Annotated in this window: 21 protein-coding genes; 10 read left to right on the forward strand and 11 right to left on the reverse strand. The window is 46.3% G+C overall.

The genetic code is table 11. From position 1 onward, the window contains the following. The first annotated feature begins 43 nt into the window (after positions 1-43). Positions 44-697, forward strand: a complete 654-nt coding sequence (locus WDY75_RS17100; protein ID WP_006210838.1) for a GntR family transcriptional regulator — start codon at positions 44-46, stop codon at positions 695-697. Positions 698-1,009: 312 nt separating this feature from the next. Here the strand turns inward: WDY75_RS17100 and WDY75_RS17105 are convergent, their stop codons facing one another. Continuing rightward, a complete protein-coding gene (locus WDY75_RS17105) occupies positions 1,010-1,663 on the reverse strand; it encodes a M48 family metallopeptidase (RefSeq protein ID WP_063479459.1) in 654 nt (217 codons plus the stop codon). A 184-nt stretch (positions 1,664-1,847) separates the two neighbouring features. On the opposite strand from WDY75_RS17105, the gene WDY75_RS17110 reads away from it, so the two are divergent. Then, positions 1,848-1,961: a hypothetical protein gene (locus WDY75_RS17110; RefSeq protein ID WP_006210840.1), complete on the forward strand. Its 114-nt coding sequence runs from the start codon at positions 1,848-1,850 to the stop codon at positions 1,959-1,961. A gap of 109 nt (positions 1,962-2,070) precedes the next feature. Here the strand turns inward: WDY75_RS17110 and WDY75_RS17115 are convergent, their stop codons facing one another. The 5 genes from WDY75_RS17115 to WDY75_RS17135 all read right to left on the reverse strand — a co-directional run bounded on the left by WDY75_RS17115 (position 2,071) and on the right by WDY75_RS17135 (position 7,690). After that, complete coding sequence (locus tag WDY75_RS17115) at positions 2,071-2,886, reverse strand: ZIP family metal transporter (RefSeq protein ID WP_006210841.1); 816 nt, start codon at positions 2,884-2,886, stop codon at positions 2,071-2,073. A gap of 197 nt (positions 2,887-3,083) precedes the next feature. Further along, the gene (locus WDY75_RS17120) at positions 3,084-3,959 is read right to left on the reverse strand and encodes a methyl-accepting chemotaxis protein (RefSeq protein ID WP_006210842.1); all 876 of its coding nucleotides are present in this window, start codon (positions 3,957-3,959) and stop codon (positions 3,084-3,086) included. A gap of 18 nt (positions 3,960-3,977) precedes the next feature. Further along, positions 3,978-5,432, reverse strand: a complete 1,455-nt coding sequence (locus WDY75_RS17125) for an aldehyde dehydrogenase family protein (protein WP_006210843.1) — start codon at positions 5,430-5,432, stop codon at positions 3,978-3,980. Between the two features lie 251 nt (positions 5,433-5,683). Next, positions 5,684-6,664, reverse strand: coding sequence for an aldo/keto reductase (locus WDY75_RS17130; RefSeq protein ID WP_006210139.1), 981 nt, complete (start codon positions 6,662-6,664; stop codon positions 5,684-5,686). A 54-nt stretch (positions 6,665-6,718) separates the two neighbouring features. Continuing rightward, positions 6,719-7,690 carry an alpha/beta hydrolase gene (locus WDY75_RS17135; RefSeq protein ID WP_063479458.1) on the reverse strand — a complete coding sequence of 324 codons (972 nt, stop codon included), beginning with the start codon at positions 7,688-7,690 and terminating at the stop codon, positions 6,719-6,721. Positions 7,691-7,862: 172 nt separating this feature from the next. Here WDY75_RS17135 and WDY75_RS17140 point away from each other — a divergent pair, with 172 nt between their 5' ends. Continuing rightward, positions 7,863-8,081 carry a TetR-like C-terminal domain-containing protein gene (locus tag WDY75_RS17140; RefSeq protein ID WP_063479457.1) on the forward strand — a complete coding sequence of 73 codons (219 nt, stop codon included), beginning with the start codon at positions 7,863-7,865 and terminating at the stop codon, positions 8,079-8,081. A 51-nt stretch (positions 8,082-8,132) separates the two neighbouring features. Here WDY75_RS17140 and WDY75_RS17145 read toward each other — a convergent pair whose 3' ends face one another. After that, positions 8,133-9,116 carry an aldo/keto reductase gene (locus WDY75_RS17145; RefSeq protein WP_156515082.1) on the reverse strand — a complete coding sequence of 328 codons (984 nt, stop codon included), beginning with the start codon at positions 9,114-9,116 and terminating at the stop codon, positions 8,133-8,135. A gap of 183 nt (positions 9,117-9,299) precedes the next feature. On the opposite strand from WDY75_RS17145, the gene WDY75_RS17150 reads away from it, so the two are divergent. Beyond that, a complete protein-coding gene (locus WDY75_RS17150) occupies positions 9,300-10,226 on the forward strand; it encodes an AraC family transcriptional regulator (protein ID WP_063479455.1) in 927 nt (308 codons plus the stop codon). A 171-nt stretch (positions 10,227-10,397) separates the two neighbouring features. Here the strand turns inward: WDY75_RS17150 and WDY75_RS17155 are convergent, their stop codons facing one another. After that, positions 10,398-11,651, reverse strand: coding sequence for an MFS transporter (locus WDY75_RS17155; RefSeq protein WP_063479454.1), 1,254 nt, complete (start codon positions 11,649-11,651; stop codon positions 10,398-10,400). A 181-nt stretch (positions 11,652-11,832) separates the two neighbouring features. On the opposite strand from WDY75_RS17155, the gene WDY75_RS17160 reads away from it, so the two are divergent. Next, positions 11,833-12,036 (forward strand): hypothetical protein, encoded by a 204-nt coding sequence (locus WDY75_RS17160; RefSeq protein ID WP_156515063.1) that lies wholly within the window; start codon positions 11,833-11,835, stop codon positions 12,034-12,036. A gap of 129 nt (positions 12,037-12,165) precedes the next feature. Here the strand turns inward: WDY75_RS17160 and WDY75_RS17165 are convergent, their stop codons facing one another. Both WDY75_RS17165 and WDY75_RS17170 read right to left on the reverse strand, forming a co-directional pair. Next, a complete protein-coding gene (locus tag WDY75_RS17165) occupies positions 12,166-13,119 on the reverse strand; it encodes a helveticin J family class III bacteriocin (RefSeq protein WP_197477150.1) in 954 nt (317 codons plus the stop codon). A gap of 624 nt (positions 13,120-13,743) precedes the next feature. Beyond that, the gene (locus WDY75_RS17170) at positions 13,744-14,385 is read right to left on the reverse strand and encodes a helix-turn-helix transcriptional regulator (RefSeq protein ID WP_063479453.1); all 642 of its coding nucleotides are present in this window, start codon (positions 14,383-14,385) and stop codon (positions 13,744-13,746) included. Positions 14,386-14,826: 441 nt separating this feature from the next. On the opposite strand from WDY75_RS17170, the gene WDY75_RS17175 reads away from it, so the two are divergent. The 5 genes from WDY75_RS17175 (at position 14,827) to WDY75_RS17195 (ending at position 18,046) form a co-directional block, all read left to right on the forward strand. After that, positions 14,827-15,171, forward strand: a complete 345-nt coding sequence (locus WDY75_RS17175; protein WP_063479452.1) for a ribosomal protein L7/L12 — start codon at positions 14,827-14,829, stop codon at positions 15,169-15,171. A gap of 181 nt (positions 15,172-15,352) precedes the next feature. Continuing rightward, the gene (locus tag WDY75_RS17180) at positions 15,353-15,931 is read left to right on the forward strand and encodes a class I SAM-dependent methyltransferase (protein WP_063479451.1); all 579 of its coding nucleotides are present in this window, start codon (positions 15,353-15,355) and stop codon (positions 15,929-15,931) included. Between the two features lie 121 nt (positions 15,932-16,052). Further along, positions 16,053-16,754, forward strand: a complete 702-nt coding sequence (locus WDY75_RS17185; protein WP_063479450.1) for a response regulator transcription factor — start codon at positions 16,053-16,055, stop codon at positions 16,752-16,754. Further along, positions 16,744-17,802, forward strand: a complete 1,059-nt coding sequence (locus WDY75_RS17190; protein ID WP_082834345.1) for a sensor histidine kinase — start codon at positions 16,744-16,746, stop codon at positions 17,800-17,802. Before WDY75_RS17185 ends, WDY75_RS17190 begins: the two co-directional genes overlap by 11 nt. Positions 17,803-17,905: 103 nt before the next feature. Beyond that, a complete protein-coding gene (locus WDY75_RS17195) occupies positions 17,906-18,046 on the forward strand; it encodes a hypothetical protein (RefSeq protein WP_156515062.1) in 141 nt (46 codons plus the stop codon). A 198-nt stretch (positions 18,047-18,244) separates the two neighbouring features. On the opposite strand, the gene WDY75_RS17200 is transcribed toward WDY75_RS17195, so the two are convergent. Then, a complete protein-coding gene (locus WDY75_RS17200; RefSeq protein WP_006210125.1) occupies positions 18,245-19,705 on the reverse strand; it encodes an ABC transporter substrate-binding protein in 1,461 nt (486 codons plus the stop codon). Between the last annotated feature and the right edge of the window lie 7 nt (positions 19,706-19,712).

The raw sequence follows: 19,712 nt of genomic DNA on the forward strand, positions 1-19,712 counted from the left end.
CATCTCAAGAAACACTGGTCGTGGGCAGAAAGGAACTACTTATATGAACAAAATATCGCTTGTCGACACAGCATACCTGCTGCTGCGTGAGCGGATGGTTCTCGGAGAACTCATGCCGGGCACCCTGCTATCGGAGAATGAATTAGCCGAGGAGTATCAAATGAGCCGTACACCGGTCCGCCATGCGATTGCCCGTCTGGAGTCGGAAGGCTATGTTACCTCTCTCAAAAATCGCGGCGTGTTGGTCAAGGAAGTGAGCAGCAAGGAGTTTCTCGATTTAATTGAACAAATTCAGTCCATGCTCTTCTATTGTTTCGAAATCATGAAAGACCCGAAGCGGGAGATTCGCCTAAACCTGGAGTCGCTTGCAGCTCATGTTGAGGCACAGCGAATCGCCGAGCAGATGGATGATTATCCGTTATACACCAAGCATCATTTCCTATTAATGCGAGAAATTGTAGAATCCTTGGGCAACGGCGTGATGCTGAGCACGTTTGACTCTTTTCGAGATAAATTATGCATGTATGCGATCGTCCGCTTCAAGCAAACTCCACATATCAAGCATTACAGCGCGATCGGAATCAACCGGGATACACTTCAAGCTCTATCAAGCCATGATTATGGAGCAGCGCAGGCGGTCGTCCTCTCTCTCAGCCGCATATCCAGAGAACGTATGCTGGCTACAGGGCGGTTTTAAAAGACCGTCCTGGAACAAAACAGGCTTGAAAAGAATATAAAGAGAACGCCTGAATCAGGCGTTCTCTTCTTGTGATAACTTGAGTTATCGTCCACATGAAGTTCTATCTTGATTTTTGTTCAGCTGCTTATCTAAATGCAATTCATCCTTAAGAAAATCGGCGTTTATTATGCCCATTATATTGTTCACAAGCGTGTAATCCCATCCACTTCGTATGGCATTGATGTAGACGGATAGATCATACAGGGTGACAGATTCACCCCGAGTAGAGGTGTTTTGTCCACAAGCATCTCCACGGAGCTTCTTGAAGCGTTACAATGTCATGGCGTTACCATACCTTGCGAGGAATGCTTCCTTTTCCTTGTAATCCTTCATTACACTTCCGACAAGCCGCCAAAAGGATCGATCGTGGTTCATATGCAAGAGATGACAAAGCTCATGAATGACCACGTAGTCAATGACCTCGATGGGCGCCATCGCAAGACGATAGTTGAAGGTGAGATGTTTAGCCGAGCTGCAGCTGCCCCATTTTGTTCGGGACTCCTCGATGATGAAGGATTTAGGCGTGACTTTCAGCAGCTTCTGATAGATTTTGATGCGTTCACCGACTACCTTCTTGCAGCTTGCGAAATAGAACTTCTTCAAATCGTTCTGAAGCTCTTCTTCCGTACGCCCCTTCGTCTCGATTAACTCATGAAGCGAACAATATCGGCCGAGATGAAGGAACTTGCCTTCCTCTTCGTATTCCCTGACCTTCGGTGAGGTACGTGCTGCTTCGATGGCTTGCAATTGCTTCAATATCTTGTTCTCATGCTGCCTTACGGTATGTATCACCACATCATCACTTGTATAATTCGGTGCCTTCACCGTAACCAGCCCTGAGGGATGGATATGGATCGAGAGTTTTTTCCGTGGACCGTATTCCACATGAATTTCGATTTGTTGGTGTCCCAGTTCAATTTTCATGATCAACATCATTTCTATAAGATAGTATATCTATTGTAACAGAATCGAGCTGGATTAAGCTGCTTCATTATCGCTCTCTAGCTCTGATTCTACCCACTTCAAAACTTCATTGCCGGAACACCCTGTCCTTTCCATCAGATCATCATAGAATATCATATGCTTTACAAGGAGGAGGGAATGAGCCATGGGAGAAGTAGTAGAAGGTGGATATGGTGGATATGGTGGATATGGTAACGGTGTAGGAGCAATCTTGGTATTGTTCATCTTGCTGGTTATCATCACAAGTGCTTTTATCTAATAAGAACCAATCATCAGCCTAGCTCAGTAAAAGGCCATGAAAGGAACCATCCTTCATGGCCTTCTTCTCTAAGAAAATTGAATTCTCTATACATACATGTTCCTGTCATTTATCCTAATGCAACATCAAGAATCATCATCAATGTGAAGCCGAACATTAAACTCATTGACGCTAGATCCTTATTGCCTTTTTCTTGCGAACTGGGTATAACCTCTTCGGCTACTACAAAGATCATAGCTCCAGCTGCAAAGCTTAATGCGTAAGGTAATAAAGGTTCAATAAATGAGACAGCCACTGCACCGATTACGGCAGCGATGGGCTCGACCATACCCGAAAACTGTCCATAGAAAAAGCTCTTTCTTCGAGACATCCCTTCTCCTCTTAGAGGCATGGAAACTGCCACGCCTTCCGGGAAGTTTTGTATGCCAATGCCGAGGGCCAGCGTCAGAGCACCAGCCAGGGAAGCCTCGGTTCCCCCATTGGCGAGCGCACCAAAGGCTATCCCTACTGCCAAGCCTTCCGGAATATTATGAAGCGTAATGGCGAGCACCAGCAATGTACTTCTTTTTCTTCGTTTTGGAAGATATCCTTCCGCACCAGCAATCGAAGAATTGGGATGAAGGTGAGGTAATATTTTATCAATTCCCCACAGAAATACCCCGCCTAATAAGAATCCAAAGGCTGCCGGAAACCAGTTCCCTATGGGATTTCCTTCCGACATGGTTATAGCTGGCGCTAATAAAGACCAATAACTAGCGGCAATCATGACACCACCGGCGAAACCTAACATGCTGTCCAATAGTCGCTGGTTTAATGTTTTTGTCATAAACACAAGGGCTGCCCCTAATGCAGTCATTCCCCATGTAAACAAAGTCGCAATGAATGCTTGCGTAATCGGATTGAATTTCATTAGGAAGTCTACCACTGTGCAAGAGCTCCTTCTTCAAAATATTAAAATGAATCGACAAATAGTATCCCCTAAATAAGAGCCCTACATGTATTTATGTCCTATCATCGGGCTGAATGATCTTCTATGAACTTATTAACCATATTAACGTGACTGTATCTCACCCGCGTCGGTTTCCAACAAAAAAAGCCGCGATGATCGCGGCTTCTTCGATACTAAACAATGGGCTTGCTTTCTTTTGAGAAAAGAGTTTCTTCTGCCACCTGGGCTAATTCCTCGGCTTTATTGCTAATTTCCTGGATCGTTACTGAGAATTCTCGAATCGCCCCTGACTGGCTGTCAGTTAACGTGTGAATATCAGAAAAAGCATGATTTAATCCCAGCAGCAGTTCCTGAATATTCTTCGTAATACCATTAATCCGATCCACATTCTCTTTGGAGATGGTCGCCAGCTTCCGAATCTCATCGGCAACGACGGAGAAACCTCTTCCCGCTTCACCTGCTCTTGCTGCTTCGATGGAAGCATTCAGCCCCAGCATGTTACTCTGCTCCGAAATCTCCTTAACCACGGTGGAAATCTTACCGATCTGCTGAGCACTTGAGCTGACGTCCTTCATTTGAGTCGTTACGTTGGTTACACGCTCGGTGAGGTGAGAAACCGATTGGCTTATATCTTCAATGGACGCCGTTGTCTGTTCGACAATAGCAGAGAAGCTTTCGGCCATCTCAAAAAGCTTATTCGCTTTCTCGAGGCTGGTCCCCATGCCTACGCCGCCAATAACGCGGCCCTGCTCGTCATGCAGCGGGATCGCGCGTGCAGCAAGCGGGAAACCAAACAGCTCTTTCGGAACGACCGCGGATAGAGCCGTATTATTCCTGATCGCGTTGGTGACGATATCCCCTTCCATTAAAGGGTCACCTGGGCTCACATTCAATGAGAACGTTTTGCCCGGATAGTTGATGATCAGTTTCTCCGTATCATATATGCCAATGGTGATATCATCATTCGTAAGATTATTCAGCAGTGGAGCTATCCTTACAAAAGCTCGGATCAGCTCATGCTGTGTTTGAACTTCAGTCACATTTACCATCCTATCTCCCCCCAGCCCTTAGTACGGGAATTTCCTTTGTCCGTAATGAACCGATATCCACTTCATCGTGGTGAATTCATCCAGGCTCCATGCCCCATTCAAGCGGCCCAGCCCGGACTGTTTCTCTCCCCCAAAAGCAACAATCGGCTCGTCGTTAATCGTGACATCATTCACATGGATCATACCGGTGTGGATTTTCTTCGCCATCTCTACCCCACGCTCCAGATTGGAGGTATGAATAGCCCCGCTAAGCCCAAAACGTGAATGGTTGGCAATTTCAATAGCTTCTGCTTCTGTTTCGAACGGAATGATACACACAACCGGGCCAAACAGCTCCTCTTGCGCTACCACCATATCCGGTTTGACGTCTATGAGGATGGTAGGCTCCACCATTCTGCCCGTAATCTGACCTTTCAACAGCGGAACCGCCCCTTGCTCAATGCCCTGTGCAATCAGCTGCTGCAGTGTCTCTGCCTGACGGTTGTTGATGACGGGTCCAAGGATGGTCTGAGGATCACTCGGGTCACCTGTTGTAAGCGTAGAGACCTTCGCTCCGAATTTATCGATAAATTCCTGATAGATCGTCTTCTGTACCAGAATTCGGTTGGCCGACATGCAAATCTGACCTTGGTGCGTGAATCTGCTGAATGTCGCCGCTTGCACCGCATAGTCGATATCCGCATCCTCCATAATAATGAACGCGCTATTTCCCCCAAGCTCCAGCAGCGGTTTTTTGAAATTCTTGACAGCCAATTGTCCAATATAGCTCCCAACCTTAGTGGAACCCGTAAAGGAAATGATTCTCGGGATCGGATGCTCAACAAACGCATCGCCGATCTCCTTGATATCTGTCACCACTACGTTCAACAGGCCCTTCGGTACACCGGCTTCCTCGAAAATCTTGCCAATCAGAGTTCCACCCGTAATAGGTGAATCCTCGTGCGGTTTCAGTACCACTCCATTGCCAGCACCCAGCGCCGGAGCAACTGATTTCATGGACAGGAAGAAAGGGAAGTTAAACGGACTGATCACCCCAACTACCCCAGCGGGCATACGGTACAGCCGGTTCTCCTTGCCGTTCTCTACAGAAGGCAGAATCTTACCCTCCATTCTAAGAGGGAATGTAGCTGCTTCCTTTATGATATTTTTCACAAGACCGATTTCAAATGCGGCCTTCAGCCGCGTTCCGCCCAGCTCCTGAACAATAATGGACGTAATCTCTTCCTCATTCACTTCAATATATTTAACGGCATTCTCAAGGATATCGCGTTTATTGTAAGGATTAACCTTGTCCCATTCCAGCTGAGCTTTACAGGCCGCTTGATAAGCAGCATCAATGTCTGCAACACTGGCGATTTGAAATGCGGTGATTACCTCATCATTATAAGGATTGATATCAGGCAGCGTTATACTGCTACTACCATCTCTCCATTCCCCGTCTATGAATTGCTTTCCTAACTGTAAATAGTCCATATTCTGCCTCCTATGTCGATAAATTTGTTGTTACTACCCCATATATTTATCGACAAAATATCCATTGTTTGTTAAGGTAAATTTTTTCATATTGCCAAAATTCTGCACCCCAGAATGATCTTCAACCTCTTCTCGTGCATTCAAGTGAATGGTACAAAACAAAAAAGCCGCCAATATGGCGACTTATAAAGCATATATATTTTTGTCTCGTCTCCAACGTATAGGTTTCACCCCTGTTCAACTCGCACCCATTACTGATGTCCCACGATCCGATGAGGTACATACGGTTCTTCCAATGATGCAATTTCTTCAGCTGTTAATGTTATGCTAAGAGCCGCGACCGCATCCTCAAGATGGGATAGCTTCGTAGCGCCAACAATGGGAGCCGTGACCGGCTCTTTCTGCAGCAGCCAGGCAAGTGCGATTTGAACGCGCGGAACGCCGTGTTTTTTCGCTATAGCTGCAACCTGATCAACAATCAAGCGATCAGATGCTGCGGTCCCATCGTATTTCTGTTTTGCGATTTGATCGGTTTCGGAACGAAGCGTGGATTCCTGCGGATCTCTTGTCAATCTCCCACCGGCAAGCGGACTATATGGAATCACGCCGATCTTCTCCTCCTTGCAAAGAGGCAGCATTTCTCTCTCTTCCTCACGGTAGATGAGGTTTAGATGGTTCTGCATGGATACAAATCGAGTCCAGCCATTACTCTCGGCAACAAACAATGCCTTTTGGAACTGCCATGCATACATGGCTGAAGCTCCAATATATCTGGCCTTACCGGCCTTCACCACATCATGCAAGGCTTCCATTGTCTCTTCAATGGGCGTGTTGTAATCCCAGCGGTGAATCTGGTACAAATCCACATAATCGGTTTCCAGTCGTTTTAAACTTTTATCTATCTCACTCATGATGGCCTTTCGGGAAAGTCCGGCGCCGTTCGGACCTTCGTGCATGCGTCCGTTAATCTTCGTGGCTAGCACGATTTCATCGCGATTGGCATAATCCTTCAGAGCACGCCCCACGATTTCCTCGCTATGTCCAAGTGAGTAAACATTTGCCGTATCAAAAAAATTGATGCCCAATTCCAAGGCTTTCTTAATAATGGGGCGGCTGTTCTCTTCATCAAGTACCCATGGATGAACCCAGCCCTCTGCCGATCCAAAGCCCATGCAGCCAAGGCACAGCCGGGACACATCCAAGCCTGTATTTCCAAGCTTCGCATAATTCATATGATTGCTCCTCGCTTTCCCATAGTTACTATAGACGCCATTCACTCTTCTTCTCTATTTTTGTTCTGCAAAATAATGCGACACCGCATATTGATACGATTGCAAGAAAAACGCGACTGCCTTTTGGCTTACCGCCGCTTTAGGGTTAATGATATCAAAACCATGATAACAGCCCTGGTACAACTCGAAATCAACCGGAACGCCTGCTTGCTTTAATTTCTCCACGTAATGAATGGTTTCATCCCGGAATGGTTCGAGATCACCGACATAAGTGACGGTAGGCGGAAGATGGGTGTAATCGGTGGCTCTGGCAGCCGCGGCATAGGGAGATACCTCTTTTCCGTAGCGGTCCCCAAGGTATAACTTCCAAGCCCATTGATTCATATCGGAGTTCCATATAGGAGCGTTATTCTCCTTGGCCGATTCCGTCATCATTCGATCATCAATCATTGGATACAACGGCATTTGAAAAGCGATGTTCACTTCTCCTTTATCCCTTGCATAAAGCGTAAGGGCAGCCGTTAGTCCTCCCCCCGCGCTTTCCCCGCCTACCATCAATTGATTACTTCGGATGCTCAGCTCCCTGGCATGATTCTTCATCCATAGAAGAGCGTCATAGCTATCCTCCAATGCTGCTGGATAGGGTGCTTCGATGGATAGACGATAATCGGGAGCGATGATGACACAGCTGCTGGTGTCCATTAATTTTTTGTACGTATTCTCGAACATTTCGGGTACACCCATCGCATCCCCCCCTCCATGCAGCCACAAGATACCGGGAACCTCTTCATTCGTATGATGGGGTTCATAAATTAGAATGCGCAGTTTGGAGCCATCTTTACGTGTAATCCATTCTTCACGGACATTTAAACCCTCCATGTGACTGCCTTTCCGTTTATCGCTTTGTTTCTTTCGATTAAACATCGTTTTGACAAATTTAGCTTCGCTGGAGGTGCCCAATAAGAGACCTAGAAGCTTTCCTCTCCATCTTAATTCCCTATCCATCATGGTATAAGTTACTTTCATGAGTTCCCTCCAAGTACATATTGATCTGAAAATGTGTTTACAATATAGTAACACTGTGTAAGATAATCAACAGCCAGTTCGATAAATATTGCCGCTTATCGAACGAAAAAATCAAAAACATGAAAGTTGACCGCAGAATCCGCTATACCAAGATGGAGATTATCTGAAACGTGTGATCTATATTTTGCACGATCGCAGTATCGAGGCTTGGAGGGAACAAGCACCGCAGAACAATGTCCATACGCCTGAAGCCTTATATTCATTTATATCCAGCGGCAGCGCAGCAGCGATTAAGGAGTGGGTTCAGAACGGAATGACCCAGAGCCCTGAAGAAGTAGCAGCGTTCATCGATAAAGCCACTCGTTCTGTGGAACGGTCTTTTTTGGAATGAAAGCCAATTGGCATACGAGCAGCCATAAGTGCTTGAAAGCCCGTTCTTCCATCACAAACCCGTTCTTCTCTCCAGTTCCTCGGGATAACGGTCACCCGTAAGCGTGATTCGAGATGTAGCCGAGTTGATCGCAAGCAGATCTTCGGGCGTCAACTCCACTTGGGCTGCTCCCAAATTCTCCTCCAACCGATGTAAATTTCGTGTACCTGGTATTGGAACGATCCAGGGCTTCCGAGCAAGCAGCCATGCAAGTGCTACCTGAGCCAGAGACACGTTTCTGGGTTCAGACACTTGTTGAAGTACTCGAATCAATGTTTGATTGGCTTGAATCGCCTCTGCCGTAAATCGTGGAAGGATACGACGCGTATCATTTTCATCGAAGGCAGTATCTGCACTCACTTTTCCGGTTAAGTATCCCTTACCTAAAGGACTGAATGGAACAAAACCTATACCCAGTTCCTCCAGAACAGGCAATAATTCCTCCTCCGGACGTCTCCACCACAAGGAGTATTCACTCTGAACGGCAGTCAGAGGATGGACGGTATGCGCACGACGAATGGTTTTGACTCCTGCTTCCGAGAGACCCCAATGCTTCACCTTCCCCTCCTGGATAAGATCCTTCACGACGCCCGCCACTTCCTCAATGGGTACCTTGGGATCCACGCGATGTTGATAATAGAGATCAATGGCTTCCACGCCAAGCCGTTTGAGCGAGCCTTCTACGGATTGCCGGATGCATTGAGGTCGACTATCCTGGACCTGTTTGCCATCCACCATCCTAATGCCAAATTTAGTCGCCAATACAACCTTGTCCTTGAACGGCGCAAGCGCTTCTCCTACCAGTTCCTCGTTGATGAAAGGACCGTATATTTCGGCTGTGTCAAAAAAAGTAACGCCTCGATCAATGGCAGCATGAATCACCGATATCATTTCCTTCTTGTCAGCTGCGGGGCCATAGCCATAACTCATGCCCATGCAGCCAAGCCCAATGGCGGTAACCTTCAATCCGCTTGTTCCTAATTCGCGCATTTGCATCATCATCTTCCCTCCCATTGATTCATGTTTAGATTACATACTTAACATGATTTCATTATGCTATAGATTATAAGGAGATCGATATCTCATTTGTCTTAAATGATTGCCTAATCCTCTCATTACATTACCGCTGTAGAGAAACATGCCTTATACTGAAAGAAGTGAAATAACAAGGAGGAGCTTATGTCCGAGGAAATACGCAAACACCGGAATGTGCTGGTACAACTATTGGAGCGACATGCGAATCAAAGCGGGGTTCACAAGACGGATATTCCATCATTATTCTTCATTCGTCACTTGCAAGTTACGGAGCCGGTTCATCGGGTCTACAATCCTTCCCTATGTTTTATTGCACAAGGTTCAAAAGAGGTATTGTTGGCGCAGGAACGATATGTGTACGGACCCGCTGATTATCTGATTTCCTCCATGAATGTGCCGGTGGTGGGTCAGGTCATACATGCTTCGAACGAAGTTCCTTTTTTGAGCCTGAAGTTGGAGTTTACGCAGAATCAAATCCTTGAGGTACTCAACGAATACGAACTTCCGATCCTGACTAAGGAAAACGCGAGAAGAGCTTTGTTTGTTGGTCAGATGGAGGCATCACTTCTGGAAGCCATGGTTAGGTTGGCACGCTTGCTGGATCATCCTGCAGAAATATCATTCCTTGCGCCGCTTTATATTAAAGAAATCTTGTTTAGACTCTTGCAAGGGCCTTACGGTGTTGCATTGGCTCAAATCGCTATGGAAGGCAGCAGCACTTATCGAATAAGAGAGACTATTGAGCAAATTATCCGGCATCGTGATCAACCGCTCCGTATCGAAAGTTTAGCTGAGACCGCGAGAATGAGTGTATCTTCGTTCCATAGGCATTTTAAAGAGGTAACCGCCATGAGTCCGCTGCAATTTCAAAAGCAGCTCAGATTACAGGAAGCAAGGAGATTATTATTGTCGGAATCAGCCGATGCCGCCGATGTTGCCTTCCGGGTTGGTTATGAGAGTCCATCCCAATTCAGTCGGGAATATGCGCGTCTATTCGGTTGCCCGCCTAGAACAGATATCAAGCAATTGAAGGAAAAGTATGATGTTTTGCGAGATGCCAACACCTTTTAAGGAACGGATCTGGCATAATAGCTTGGCGAACGACGTAAACGGCACGGCTATGCTATTATCGCAAAAAAAGCACCCACGGAGTGTATACTCCAAGGGCACTTCATTAGTGGGATATGCTTCGGACTACAACAGAAAGATCAGAATCGTATGGGACTAGAAGGTGTCGGATGATCACTCCTGCGTGGCTTCCTTCACCAGCGGCATGCCAGCTTCAACTAATCGCTTGTTGCGAATGAAAAATAACGCAAGTACAAGCATGAAAAGCCCCGTTCCCATGAGCAGCCATTCAATCTCAATGACATCGGCAAGCGGTCCGAAGACCAACATCCCGAGGGGCATCATGGAAGTCGAGATCATGCCGAAGACCCCGAATATGCGCCCTAAATAATTGTCGTCCACTCTCTCCTGCAGCAAAACAGTCGTAGGCGTGTTGAAAATAGGCATTGCCACTCCAAACACACCCATAACTGCCAAGTAAATCCAGAAGATCGGCACAATGCCGAGCGCGAAGGTGCACACGCCCATGATGATGCTGGCGAGCGTCATGGTGTACACTTTATTTTTGAAACCGCCCCATGAAGCGATAATGCCCCCGCCAACCATCATGCCGATGGAGAACGCGATCTCGATGGCAGTCAAGCGCCATACGTCGTCACCGAAGGTACGCGTCACTTGCAGCGGTGTCAAAAAGGCCGCAGGGGCCATGAGCACGAAGAAAAAGGCGAAAAAGATAAAAAATGTTTTTAAAAAGGCATGCTGGCCAATATAGTCCAAACCCTTCTTGAAATCATCAAGGTAACCTGTCGTTTGGGCACTGGCTGCCTTTTGGTGGAGCGGAATTTTGAGAAGGAACAGTAACGTCAGGATCGCGATTGCCGCTGTGATGACGTCTATGAAAAAAATTATTTCGATTGTCGCCATGGTGAGTAATGCCGCGCTGGCGATAGGCGCAACAAACATAATGAGCGCCTGCAAGGTGCCATTGATGCCGTTTACTCTTGTTAGCTGATCTTGCGGCACGATTTGCGGTAAAATCGCCCCGACCGCAGGTGTCTGAATGCCTGCCCCAAGTGCGCGTACAGCAGCTATGACAAACAGCAGCCATAACGCTTCATAGCCCAGCAAAAAAACGATGGCCAGAATAAGCGTAACCACTGCGATCATGGCATCCGCGATCATAATTAGCCATTTGCGGTTAAAACGGTCAGCCCACACCCCAGCAAAAGGTGAAAGTAAAAAAGTCGGAATAAATCCGCAAATGATATATAACGTCATCATAATACCTGACTGTGTAGTCAGCGTAATATACCACATGATGGAATACTGCACCAAGGCCGAACCAAACAGAGAGATGGTCTGGCTGCTTAAAAAGAGAACAATATTCCTTTTCCAATGCTTTTTCTCATCAACTTCAGATTGTGACATCGTTACCTGCTCCTACCTCCTTCATCTCGATTACGCTAACTCTATCACAAACCTGACGAGCATATTTCTTCTTGATTGCTCATGTTGATCTTCCCTATGACGATACTCGAAAGCTCCTTATTTCGCAGGGAATGAATGCTGTTTCCCTCACCAGGCCACGAGGAGTGCGAGGATTAAGAGCGTGAACAATCCCCACGGAAAAGAGCTGGCACCAAAGACTTCAAGTAAAACGCCTCCTGTTACTCCCCCGCCAGCGTTAGCCAAATTCCATACCGTTGTGCGCATTGGAATGACCATATCCACTTTGCTATCACCTGCTGCTCTGCAAGCGCTGTTTGCAGCAGCGTTGCTGCGCCGCCGAATGTTAATCTGGCGATGGAAATGACGGCGAATGCTAACTACGCTGTTCAGTACATTTTAGAGGGGATTTGGGATAGCTGTAAAAAAGACCTGAAATAAAAAAGCCGCAAATCTGCGGCTTTCATATTTTGCAAAGGCTAATTCATTTTGGCGATTATTTAAATACGCTATCAGGGACGTAGTAAACTTTCTGCGTATCTTTTTTGTTTACCGGATCTGTAACTATGGTGAAATATACGTTTCCATTTTTAGTCTGTACTCCCTCGATCTCGCGCTTTCCCACATTGGTAATATTCACAAGGGTTTTGTAAGCTCCTGTGCTGGATATGAATGCGATCTGCGGAGTGTCGCCATCCGCGCCGCCTGAGGTATAGATTTCTGTTTTTCCCAGCATATCAGCACCTTGGAAAGAACCGTTAGGTCTGATGATATTACTCCCCGACTGCGTAAAGCTGCTGACCGCGGCGTTGACAGCTGCTGCACTGTCCATTCTCACCTGCTCATTACTGTCTAGCAGCTTGTTTAATGCTACCGTGTCATAAATGGACCACGTTACGGTTCCTTCTGATGTTTGTACGCGGAAAACCGTGTGGGTGCTGTTGCCCCCGCCATCCACGCGATAAGTCTCACCTAATCTTGCACCTGTTGTATTGGCATAATTCATATATGTGAACCGATGCAGGTCCGTATAATCCACTGTCGTTCCGGCCGAATATTGAAGCCTGGCTACCTGAAGAGACCAGTAATACGTGGTGGAAGGATCTGCTTTTGAGCTAAAATAAAAGTAGTTTTCTCCATTATAGGTATACATGTCAAGCGTTTGGCAATGGCCTGAATTGGTGATGGTCATTTCATCAACATATGTGGCATCATTCCCGCTCATAAGCAGTCTTGACAGATAGCATGTTCCCCCCGAGCGTTGGGTGACGTAAAGATACTTGTCTGCGATATAGGCTTTCTGAACGGCCACGTTGTGGTTAAGTCCCTTGAGATTGTAAGCAAGTGTGGCGGAAGCATTTACGGTTTTCTCAGGACTTGCCGCAAATACGGGCATAACGGACACGGCAAAAACCAGAACGGCGAGCATGGCGGAAACCATCCATTTCATTGGCCTTCTCATAAGACGCAGTGCTTGAGCTTGAAACACAACAATACCTCCATTCGAATTCGAAATGATAATTCATGGGACTAATATCGAACTCCGTGTGTGTATAACCTCCTTTATCTTGTATTTAAAAAAATGATTGGCAAACCATCATACACTAAATACCATACCAAAAAATGGATTGGATTTCCAATGCCATGATGATGATAATGTCATCACATGTCGCCACCATCTCTCGTTTCAGTAAAAAGAATATCCAACGATCGCTCCCGAACCGGAGATCACTGAAACAGATGCCACTCATGCAGGGAATGACTCTTTAGGGCAGCTACGGAGAGAGCTAAACTCGTACAGCAACGAGGGCACGGTCTACCGAATTAAGTTTATTCGGGTCGGGGATGATCCCCGGAAAGCATTAAGGGAAAACGATGAGCTGGACGAGGAACAATTGACCTCGCTTCACAAGCGTCTTGAGCGATTGGATCAGGCCAGCCCTGCTGGTTTGTGGACGGGTGATTTTTTACGTATCATCGAAAAGAATCCAGGTGTTCGAGCGGCAGAACTGGCAGTCGCTATTGGCTGGGAAACCGATAAACTGAAACTGAACGTTCTTAACTTATCCCGACATCAGATATTCTCGAATGTAAAACTGCATTTTGTTCCCCCATCTGCTATACACTCCTTACGTTCGACGCGACTGTCCAGTAAAGATTCAAACATAGCCAGCTCGCATTGACACGCTTGCCGGTAACGGCTAGCCACTTGAAAAATGGGACAGTTTCCTTCCTCTAAGGAATACTTGTCATCGTGAATCTTCACTAGCGAGGTCATGTATCCTGCATTATCCTGGATTTTGGCGAGTGTTACTATTTTTTCCTCGAAATTTTGTCCAGTCATGGCTAATTGGTATTTTTGTTCAAGCCTTTTCCTTCTTCGCTTAAATAGTTCGTCAACGAATAATTCACCGAACATATGGTTAATCTCTTCCATCAGCTCTAAAGACAGGACATCATATTGAGTAGGAAATAACTGTTCCGCTAAATCAGTCAGACTATATATATAAGTTGGTCTACCGATATGCTGACGAATCGTCGAGCTTTGGATATAGTTATCCTTTTTCAATGCATTTACATGTTTACGAACAGCCATTCCTGTCACTCCTAGATGTTCTGACATTTCTTGAATGGTGGTTGATCCTAATTTTTTGAGCAACAACAATATTTCTCGTTTCGTCGATGATTCCCGCAAAGGAGCTGTAAGTGTGTTCATTTAATTACCTTCCTTTCTGAACAAGAACATCGATGCAGGCAAAAACTTGGCAGCTCTTTCGCAGCATCCGTCCGGATTTCCTTCACGGTGGGAGGACTCATGAGAAGTCCAGTACAAGCTCTATTTTCGTAATGCCCTCCTCCAGAAGCAATGAAGTAAACACAAGTACAGTTTATACGCTTAAAACATATTTGTATACACTCAATTTTGTTTATATTTAGAAACAATTTGTCGTTAAGTAAACATATGTGGATTATACTGGGTGTGAAAATGTTGAAATGAGGTGAATCCAATTGGATTTTATGCGTGTGTTGATTGAAGGCAGCATTTTATCCGATGTTTTCTTGATCATCGTGCCTTGTTCCATCCGTGTGCCGTTGTTTCCTTTTGACTTCCCTGTCATTAGGTTTAATATGTAAGTAAAAGAGATGGGGGTATGATATGGAAAGAACTGAAATTATAGCAATAGTATCATTGTTAATATCCATCTTCCTTCTGCTTAAGCACTTTAGAATGCAATCCCGAATCAATGAGCTTACATCCGATCTTGCACGCCTGGAGGGCCGATCGGAGGTTTATCCTCCTCCCCGCCCACAGCAGCCGGCTGTTGTTGATACTCATTTCATAAGCTCGGGGAGCTCAGAGCTTTCACCAGAGCTGGAGCAACGCCTGCGACAACTGCTGGCTGAAGGAAATAAGATTAAGGCGATCAAAGAATTACGTGAGGCTATGCATCTCTCCCTGAAAGATGCGAAGAATTACGTGGACGCCATGGATCAGCGCTAGGCTATACGTACAATGAGTGCCTCTTGATCATGAGGCATTCTTTTTTTTGTGGTGCCCCTTCACTAAGCTAGAAATGCTTCTTCAGAAGTTCTTCAGAATTAATTCAGAATTCCCCTCGTTTTATCCCAAGATTTCCCCCTTAGAATAGAATCCATAACATGATTACGGGGTGATTTACACAATGACAAGGCTGATGGATTGGCTGCACGAGCAGGCTGTTTTTTTAAGCAGATTTCTTATATCGCCGGGGCAGATCGGAAGTGTAGCACCAAGTTCCAGAGAACTTGCAGAGACCATGGTGAAACCGGTAGCTTGGGAGCATATAAAGACCATTGCAGAGCTTGGCGCAGGTACAGGTGCGATTACAAGACACATACAATCCGCTGCCGGAGTGGATACAAGAGTGCTGTTATTTGAGAAAGACCCTTATCTTCGCCGTAAGCTGAAAGAGCGATATCCGCACTATTCCTGTTACACCGATGGCAGTCACCTTCGTCTATTCCTTAAACAGGAAGGCCTGGAGTCACTGGACTGCATCATCAGCGGACTTCCTTTTTTTAATTTTCCACAATACGTTCGGGACCGCATCATAACCGAAATTGTTGCAGCCTTGAACAAGGACGGGCTCTTTATTGCATTTCAATATTCACAACAGATGAAGAAGCAGCTCATGGAGCATTTTGACATCATCAACATTCATTTCGTTCCGAAGAACTTCCCTCCAGCCTTCGTTTACGTGTGTCGAAAAAAGCAAATTTGAGTGCTGAGGAGCCTCATCGTTGAATACTTTATTATGGCTTATCCGCTATGTTACTCTTTCATTAGATTGCGCCGACATTCAAGCTTGATCTTGGCCTGGGAGCCTACTAGCAAAGGAGAGCATGTCCTTGAAAAACATTAACGTTCTGATCGTCGATGATGATAAGGAAATCCGCGACGTCCTGCACGTCTATCTTCGCAATGAAGGCTATCACGTATTGGAGGCGGAAGATGGGCTTCAAGCCCTCCAGCTTCTTCAACAACATGAAGTTCAGCTCATCATTCTCGACGTGATGCTGCCGAAACTGGATGGGATCGCGGCCTGTCTTCAAATACGTGAGCGATCAGCGATTCCCATCATTATGCTCTCGGCCAAAGTAGAATCTCTGGATAAGATTACGGGACTGTCAACCGGGGCGGACGATTATGTCACGAAGCCGTTCCATCCGGTGGAGCTTATGGCAAGGGTAAAGGCCCAGCTGCGACGGCAAAATTTCCTGAGCCTTCGGGAAGAGGAACCTTCCGAAATTCATATCGGCGACCTGTCCATTCATAAAAAACAGCATCTGGTGAAGGTTCGCGGTGCTGCGGTTTCCCTGACACCTATTGAGTTTTCCATTCTAGAGCTTCTTGCGGCGAATCGCGGTCAGATTTTCAGCGTAGGCAAGATTCACGAGTGCGTTTGGAAAGAACAGACCCCCTTTTTCTCTGACAATACGGTGATGGTCCATATCCGTAATATCCGAGAAAAGATAGAGCTGGTCCCCCGCAAGCCGCAGTACATCAAAACCGTATGGGGAGTAGGGTATAAAATTGAAAAATAAACGGTATTCCTTGCTGACGGGGGCAGGCAGCTTACGGATGCGAATGCTCTGGTCTTTTGTCATCAGTATACTTGTGGGTTTGCTTGTCTCACTGGTAACGCCTAGGTTCACAGAAGTCTATTATGTGAATTTGCTGGTTGTGCTGGTGTCGTTCATCCTCCCCTTTTTCTTCACCTTCTTTTTCCTGACGCGTCATATCATCCGGTACGTGTCGGAAATGGCCTCTGGTCTTGACACTATCGCTCAAGGCCAGCTGGATTACCGAGTTATGGTAAAAAGAAAGGATGAACTGGGGGATATTGCGCTGAATATCAATGCCATGGCTGAAAAGCTCGAAACGCAGATTGGCCGGGAGCGACAGATGGAGAAAGCCAAGCTGGAACTGATCACGGGCGTATCTCATGACCTGCGCACCCCTCTCACAAGCATTATCGGCTATCTGGATTTATTGAAAGACAAGGCGTACCAGGACTTGAAGGAACATGACCGTTTTGTAAGCAATACCTACAACAAAGCGCTGCAGCTCAAGCAGCTCATCGATGACTTGTTTGCGTACACCCGGCTGGCTTCGAATGAAGTAAGCCCGGAGATGGAGAGGATTGATCTGAGGGAACTGTTGGTTCAACTCTTGGTTGAGCTTGAACCGATTGCCAAAGAAAACCAGCTTCGATTGGAGATGAACATCCATGAAGCCCCCCTTGTTCGCGAGGCAGATCCGGAGATGATCCGCAGAGCCATCGATAATCTGCTGATGAATGCACTGAAGTTCTCGGTGAGGCCCGGTGTTATTCGCATAACATTACTCCACAGCGATGATCATATGGAGATCTCCATCGAAAATAAAGGAATGCCGATTACGAAAGAGCAGGCGTCCCGGCTATTCGACCGCTTTTACAAAGCTGACGATGCCCGTACCTTTCAGAGAATCCAGTCTGGTTCCGGTCTTGGGCTTTCCATAGCCCGCAGCATTGTGGAGCTGCACAGCGGAGCGCTTCAATTTCATCATCAAGACGGACATTTTACGTTCAGCATAATCCTTCCTTTATGAATGAATCCATCCCAAACGACCTCCAAGGCTCTTTTCAAGCGCAATGGACATGGATTAAAATGGTAGTAACAGTACCTAATCCCAATGGAAAAGAGGTTTGCCCATGAAAAGAAGATTCGTTCTATTGCTTGCCGCCTTATTTGTCACCGTATCTTTATCAGCCTATTCATCCACCGCTGTCTCTGCAGACGGAACAGAGTACACTGTATTCTCCGATCGCCAGACAGGTACGGTAAAGCCTTGAGGACAAAGGATTCTGCTTGCCGCATCCCCTGCTTAAACAAATTCCTATCTTGACTCTATTAAATTCACGACAATACACCCATACGTAAAGTTACTCTAACAGAACAGGATGAGACGATATCGGCTCTTACTGCCCCAATCGTCTCATCCTGTTCCTCTTTCTATTTAAATATAAATTCAGCGGTTTGCAGCTTCTCTCTTATTGCCCAGCCAAATATTCATCCAATTGACGCTGGATTTCCGCTACGTAATCATCAATGCCTGCCGCCTTCAGTTTCTGGATGGCCTTCGGATATTCGGTTTCAAAATTTACAAAGCCGGAACGTATGGCAGCTAAATCCTTGCCTGCCACTTCCTTCAATGCCGTTTCGATTAACTTCACCTTCTCATTATTAAACCGGAAACCGAGTGAAGCCGATCGTACGGCCTGATCATCCCAGCTCTTATAAGTATCTATGGACTCTTGTGCTACATTCGGCCCGAACAATTGATAGTTCTGGTTTCTGAACATCCATTCATAGAAAAATTCGTTAGGAGTCAGCTTGTTGATTCTTCCGTCTACAATCTCGTAGTCCTTGCCTTCGACGCCATAGAGAGCAAACAGGTAATTTTCCTGGGATTTATAAAGCCAGTTGACAAACTTCATGGCCCCTTCCGGATTTGGAGCATTCACAGGGATACCTAGCACTTCTCCGCCTGTGGCCGTAATATAACGCGGCTTCTCCGCCGCTAACAGATAGGTTTTGACCTCGGCATCCGGAGCATTTGCTTTAATTGCATCAACAATCTCCATTTCCTTGCCCAAGGACCCTTCAACCCATAAGTACAAGCCGGTCTGCATCCGGGAGTCTCTTTCATTGTACTTAATGGTCAGATCCTCCGTATATAACCCCGCATCATACATGCCGCGGTTGAATTTCGCTACTTCCTGGAAAGCTTCCGTTTCATAGTAGCTATATGCTTTTTTGCTGTCTTCCCCAAACACAACCAGATCTTCTACAGCAATCCAGTTATATTGTTCTTCGGCAAAATACCGGGTTAACGGTTTAAAGATAATGTCAGCAGGCCCCTTCATATCAGGAAAATCCTTGGCCGCCCTTGTCGCAAACTCTTTCAAATCGTCGGCAGTCTTCAGATCCGTCATCCCCACGGCTTCGAGGATATCCTGACGCACGGCAACTAACTGATACATAGCAGAGGACGGCGCATAAGCTGAAGGAATACCGTAAATCTTCCCGTCGATGGTTGCGCCCTGAAGCTGCTCCTTGGGCAGGACTTTGAGCATATCCTGGCCATGTTCCTGAATCAAATCATCCAAGACCATGGCTTGTTTCTTGTTCACGATTGTTGAGAGGTCCGGGAGACCGTCCCAATATAAATCAATCGGTTCGTTGGCAGCCAGCATGATATCTTTTTGTTCCCAATACTGCGCCCACGGCACAAATACAACTTCTACCTTCAAGCCAAGATCGGCAGCCATTTTCTCGGCAAATTCATTGTCCAGAAATTCGCTCATCCGATCGCTTCGATCCCCCGGGTACAGAATCGTAACCGTTTCCAGCGCAGCGGCTCCCCCTTCTTTTTTGCCGCTGCAGCCTGCCATAACGGAAACAGCCGCAATCAGTAACACCATAAAGATCAGCATTTTCTTTGTTCTCATGAAAGAC

The sequence above is a fragment of the Paenibacillus glucanolyticus genome (assembly GCF_037333485.1).
GTDB lineage: Bacteria > Bacillota > Bacilli > Paenibacillales > Paenibacillaceae > Paenibacillus_AQ > Paenibacillus_AQ glucanolyticus.